Source organism: Leptolyngbya sp. FACHB-671 (genome assembly GCF_014695745.1).
GTDB lineage: Bacteria > Cyanobacteriota > Cyanobacteriia > Elainellales > Elainellaceae > JAAUTN01.
Genome location: NZ_JACJOV010000025.1, coordinates 1 through 5,136 on the forward strand (window position 1 = coordinate 1; position 5,136 = coordinate 5,136).

General features: G+C 47.1%; 5 protein-coding genes. 2 read left to right on the forward strand and 3 right to left on the reverse strand.

The window, feature by feature from the left end; translation table 11 throughout:
* Positions 1-409, forward strand: a 409-nt coding sequence (locus H6F93_RS33605; RefSeq protein WP_206755690.1) for a hypothetical protein, incomplete at its 5' end; no start/stop codon positions are given.
* 238 nt (positions 410-647) lie between these two features.
* Complete coding sequence (locus H6F93_RS00895; RefSeq protein ID WP_190678365.1) at positions 648-1,238, forward strand: hypothetical protein; 591 nt, start codon at positions 648-650, stop codon at positions 1,236-1,238.
* 307 nt (positions 1,239-1,545) lie between these two features.
* Here the strand turns inward: H6F93_RS00895 and H6F93_RS00900 are convergent, their stop codons facing one another.
* From H6F93_RS00900 to H6F93_RS00910, 3 genes are all read right to left on the reverse strand, one after another.
* On the reverse strand, positions 1,546-2,799 hold the full coding sequence (locus tag H6F93_RS00900) for an IS110 family RNA-guided transposase (protein ID WP_190678367.1): 1,254 nt from the start codon (positions 2,797-2,799) through the stop codon (positions 1,546-1,548).
* A 497-nt stretch (positions 2,800-3,296) separates the two neighbouring features.
* Positions 3,297-3,566 (reverse strand): hypothetical protein, encoded by a 270-nt coding sequence (locus H6F93_RS00905; protein ID WP_190678369.1) that lies wholly within the window; start codon positions 3,564-3,566, stop codon positions 3,297-3,299.
* A 93-nt stretch (positions 3,567-3,659) separates the two neighbouring features.
* A complete protein-coding gene (locus H6F93_RS00910; protein ID WP_190678371.1) occupies positions 3,660-4,739 on the reverse strand; it encodes a hypothetical protein in 1,080 nt (359 codons plus the stop codon).
* Positions 4,740-5,136 lie beyond the last annotated feature (397 nt).

Genomic DNA, 5,136 nt, shown 5'->3' on the forward strand with positions numbered 1-5,136 from the left:
TCAGGAGCGACCGAAGAGTGGCGATTTCATCCACTGGTCTGAGCTGATCGCGAACGCCGTAGCAGGAGGCGGCAGCCAAAAAGAGGCGCGCTCACACCTGAAGTCGAACGCTAAGTCGACTTGGCAGCTCGTATCATGGTTGACGCACGCGTCCGGTGCAAATCGGTTCGATGCCGAGCTCGCCCTGGAGGCGACGCACGGCGTCCTAGCTGCGTTCAGTATGGCCATCGTGCGTTTGGAGCGGGGCATTCCGGCACGCTGCCCGAACTGCGGTTCGTACAAGGTCGGATCGCGGGAGGTCGAGGTGGAGGCAGGAACTTGGCACCGCCTGGCGTTCTGCCAGTCATGTGGAGCGTCAGAATCAGCTCCCGGCTCGTCCACTCCGGAATCTCCCAAACCGGGTGTCTAACAACCCTGGTGTAGCGGATTTTCTGAAGCCGCTTGCTGTGTCGCAAAGTTCCTAGCAACCGCTAACCAGGAACGTTATGCGATTCTATTTTTTCTTGGGGCAGCGCTTAGGTTTAGCCTGCAATGGCTTCAAGATTTAGCGTAGTTCTGTCTCAGATTCAAAATCAGGTAGGCATATAGCAAAAAAGTTGTTGTATATACTCAGTCAAATAACGTAATGGAAAGTTTCTCAAAAGCAAGTGAGTAAGAAATTAGAATTCTATTCGTATGAAAAGGGTACTGCCTTCCGACATGCTGTTGAAGCAAGGAAAAAATTTGGAACGATCGATTCTGACAGGCATGCTTATGAAAAGGCGTTGAAAGATGTTCGCACTGAGCCAGAGCTAAGTGTGGACGATGATGTTGCAGTGATCCGCCTATGGCAAAACTATCTTGTGAGGTTTGGTAGAGATTTGGACAGGCAAATTGATGGACTTTCTACAGAGGTCATTGCCTGTAGAGATTCTTGGAGAGATGATGCGAGAAGGATAAAGGCAATATTAGATCGTCTCTTGCATCATAGATTTCCAATTAGAAATTTTGAAGAAGAGGTTCAGGAATTTATACTGCACGTAACAACTCGACCTGGAATTATCGATGATATGTCCAATGTTCCTGCTCAAGTTCTAACTGAGCTTCACAGCACATACAGTAGAACTTTTGATATTTGTGTTCTTAAATTGAATAGTATTAACAGTGGTCGAATAACTGCAACAAACATCGCTTTAAGTATCTTGGCTCTAATTGTAGCCATTTTATCTTTATTTGTTGCTGTATTGACTCTCCTATAAGCTTAGAAATATGTTTTTCAAAGTACAAGTTTGAAAGTAAAGTTTTGAGAGTATACACGCTGCATAACATAGCCTCTGAGCCGGACGAGGTCAAGTAATCCTCTAAAAATTTCCGTTGACTCTTCGCATTTGCATAATTAAAGACAACAAGCTTTATCTGACTTCAAAATAAGTTCTTTACCGATATGTTTGAAGCCAGTTTTATTATCTTGACATTATTGATGCGTTTGCTAATGCGCTAATGACTCCTTTCTTCTATGCGAACAGAGTTTTCCACTTAGGAGTTGTCGTTAACGTGTTGATAAGTTCATCCAACAAGCAGCTCGGCAATGGGAGAACCCTTGCGTTTTAAGGCTGCGACGTATTTTGCCTCATCATAAGCCTCTCGGTTCTTCCAACAGCGAAACAAAATGCGAATCCACTTGAAAGCAAGTGAACGCATTGCAGCGGGATGAGCATTTCCCTTCGCTCGTTGCATTCGATAATATACTTGTGCCCAAGCACAATGATGGCGGCTCTGATTTGCCCACTCCACAAATGTCTGCCTCAGAAAGATTGGACAACTCCATCGCCAATGCACCCAGTTCTTTTTTCCGCTACTCTCCTTAACGGGTGCAATGCCGAAATAACACATCATTTGCTGTGCATTATCAAAGCGCGATCGCTCTTCACCAAATGCGGCAAGTAATCGGGGAGCTAGATGTTCCCCCGCCCCTGGTAATGCTGCAAACCAATCGGAATCAGGCAAGGCCTTAAAGCACTGGTCGATCTTAAGCGTTAGTTCCGTTAAGCGTAGAAGCAAGGGTTTTAATTGACCGATTAACGTTTGCACTAACCATTGCATCGGCTCAACAATGCCTGGGTCTTCTGTCAAAGGAATACCAGAGGTGGCAATTTGCTCAATGCGGCGAGTAATGGCACTGCGCCGAATGACATGATGAGAACGAAAAAACTGGGTCAACTCCGATTCAGTTGCAGCTTGAGCTGCTTTAAGTGTGGGGTAGTGCTCTAGAAACTCACAAAACACCTGTGTGTCTTTGTCCTCGAACCAATCGAGCACTTGAGGGTAGTAGTTTTTCAGAGCAGCAGTGAGGCGGTTTGTCAGCCGCACCTTCTCACCCACGAGCATTCGTCTCGCTTCAACCCACTGCCGCAGTGCTCGCATTTGAGCGCTTTCCGGTTGCCAAGCTTGAATTTTGTCTCGATGCTTTTGCAGCAATTCCACTAAAATCCGAGCATCAATCGGGTCTGATTTCGCACGAGACGGTTGAAAGGCTTTGCGGTAATTGGCAACCGTGCGTGGATTGATGGGATAAAGGGCAAGGTTCTCATATTGACACAGAGCATAAATGAGGGGTCCTCGTTTCTGTTCTAGACAAACGGCTAGCAACCCATTACCAAACCGCTTTCGCAACCCCTCAACCCAGGCGGCAATGGCATCGGGTTGTGAACCAATTACACTCTCCTCTGTTTCACCTGTCGTGCAGTCGTAAAGATAGATGTCATGTTTACGGTCAGCCCAATCAATTCCGATATAAGCAGCGTACACGTTCTGATTCATGATGTTATCCTCGAACTACAGTTGGTGATGCAACTGGGACTGCTTCTACTCAAGGCGAAAAGATTATGGAAGGTGTAGCCGCACCGACCTCTGAGGATTCGTTGGGGAGAGAAGCGCAGGGTGGGGCGAGGCGATATGTTAGTAGACATCGAATGTCGTTCGCTGGATAGTCGTCTCCCACCCTGCTTCCCAGTTCTGAAGCTGAGTTTATACCTTCTGCTTCAGTTCCGTCCCCCCATAACTGCGTTGGAGCGGACGGCAGAACGGCTATCGGTGAGAGTTCGAGGTTGTCTGCCACCGCACAACTTTGCCGTTGACAGTTAACATCATTGCCGAAAATGACCCTAACTCGGTAATGTTTGGCGTAGCGCCCATATCAAAAGGTCTCACCAGATAAAGCGTTCAGACTTTGCGACTTGCAGCACCCAATCCCCACTACGAACGTTCCAAAATTCATCGCTAAATATTATCGAGTCTGATTTTTGAGCGTTGTGTAGTTAATCAGCAACTGCAACAAGCCCCTTTAAAAGTTGCAGTCTGAATTCAGGAAATTTTCCACCTGCACGACGACTAAATGGATCATCACTGCATCGTACTCCCCAACGTCCCTGATATCCTTCGCTAAAGTTAAGCTGATCGGACCAAAATAATTGCTGAGTGCGATCGACAATTGTTCCTTCCCCTCCATCGATCCAGAAAGATACATTCGCTGCGTCTGCAGTCGCTCCAGTTAGCAGTGAAACTAAGCCTGTTTGTCCCTGTGGCACAACTGTAAATGCTGCTGTTGATTCTTCCAGCTTATCTCTAGGGTCTTCCAGGTCATCTGGCCATTCAGGAGGTTTTCCATCTTCGGGTTTTAGTTATGGCTTTTCATCCAGCGCTTCGTGGATCTCAACAGCTTCCGCGCCCCCGGCGATCGCGCCCCCGATCGCGCCTAATAGTCCTCCAATCGCGAAACCTGCAAGAATTTTGACCAGGGTGACAGCTGCACTTGCTCTGCCTGCAGGGCTCTCCACTACATCCTGCACAAAACTGTTGCCAGGTTCGCTCGCATTCGAACCCATATCAAACCACTGTGGACGAATCCCACCTGCTTCACCCTGAGCTGCATTCAATGGGTAAAGATTATGAGTTCCTAGAGCAACGGTAACTCCGGCATGACCATTTGCAGTTGAGACTTGCTCCCATGGCAAAAGTTCCATATATTCCTGATTGAATTCATCCCCAAAATCGCTCGATGCCCCACGCCGATGCCGACTAAAGCCAGCAAAAATAGGCTCAGCCCGATCGATATCGGTTGGATCATTGGCATGCTTTATAACGGCACAGAAACACGCCCAGTCTCCCTCGTAGTTACTTGATGGTTCTAGTGAACCATCTGCTCTAGCAAGTTGACCTGCTTCAATATGGCGCGGGAAGAGGAAGTAATAGCAGATAAAGCTAACTTTACCAACAACCTCTAGAAATTCAAACCAATCAAGACCCAATTGCGCCTGAAGAACCTCACCCTCAAACCAATTCGCGATCGTACTCAGATCACAGACCTCGGCATAAAACCATGGCCCATCGCTATCGAGTTGATACGGACGATCGGGCGTAACCAGGTTACATGTCCGATTGTCGCTCAAGGACTCAACGTTTTCATCCCTAGACCATCCCGCAGTTTCAAGCCAAAGTTCTCTATCATTATTGTTGTTTAGAAGTTGAGGATCGATCGGCGTGATCTGGATTCCTCCACGGGAAATGAGCGGAATGCGAGTGGTACCGACACCCTGTCCCCAAAGCATCTTATTGTCATGAGGTATCTTAGAAGACCACAACGCACTTCGTTCGATAAATGCTTCAGGTCTAACCGGAAAGATATCTTCTTCCTGGTTGAGAAAAAGGACTGGGGTAAATCTTGTAATCAGTGCAGATTTCTGGGCAATACTCAATCCCATTGGGTTACCTCTTCTCTCATGCTTTACTAAACTGTGCGGCTGTCTGTTCAATAAATCTGATAAACATTGGATCGACTCTGTCAATTCCAGAATTCCAGAAACAGTTCCGACTCTCATCTCCAAAGACTTCAGCAATGCGTTCGATCGACTGAAGAAACTGTTTCGCAAATTCATCTCCGCCGATCGATCTCATCAACTCATACAGTGCAAGAACATTCGCTACATGTTCACTCGAATCAATGCTGTTATCTTTCCATGCACCTGCGTAGGTTGTGTCGCAAAAATAGGTCAATGGTAAGGTAGGTAAGCCCAGCTTTGCCTTCTTCCTCTTCAATGTCTACTGCTTCTCTATTCAAGTGGCGGCACTTTTTGCCCGAAATCATCCTGCTCAATGTGC

Coding starts and splice junctions, on each gene's coding strand:
- H6F93_RS00910 (WP_190678371.1), bottom strand. CDS start 4,739: ATGGGATTGAGTATTGCCCAGAAATCTGCACTGATTACAAGATTTACC.
- H6F93_RS00900 (WP_190678367.1), bottom strand. CDS start 2,799: ATGAATCAGAACGTGTACGCTGCTTATATCGGAATTGATTGGGCTGAC.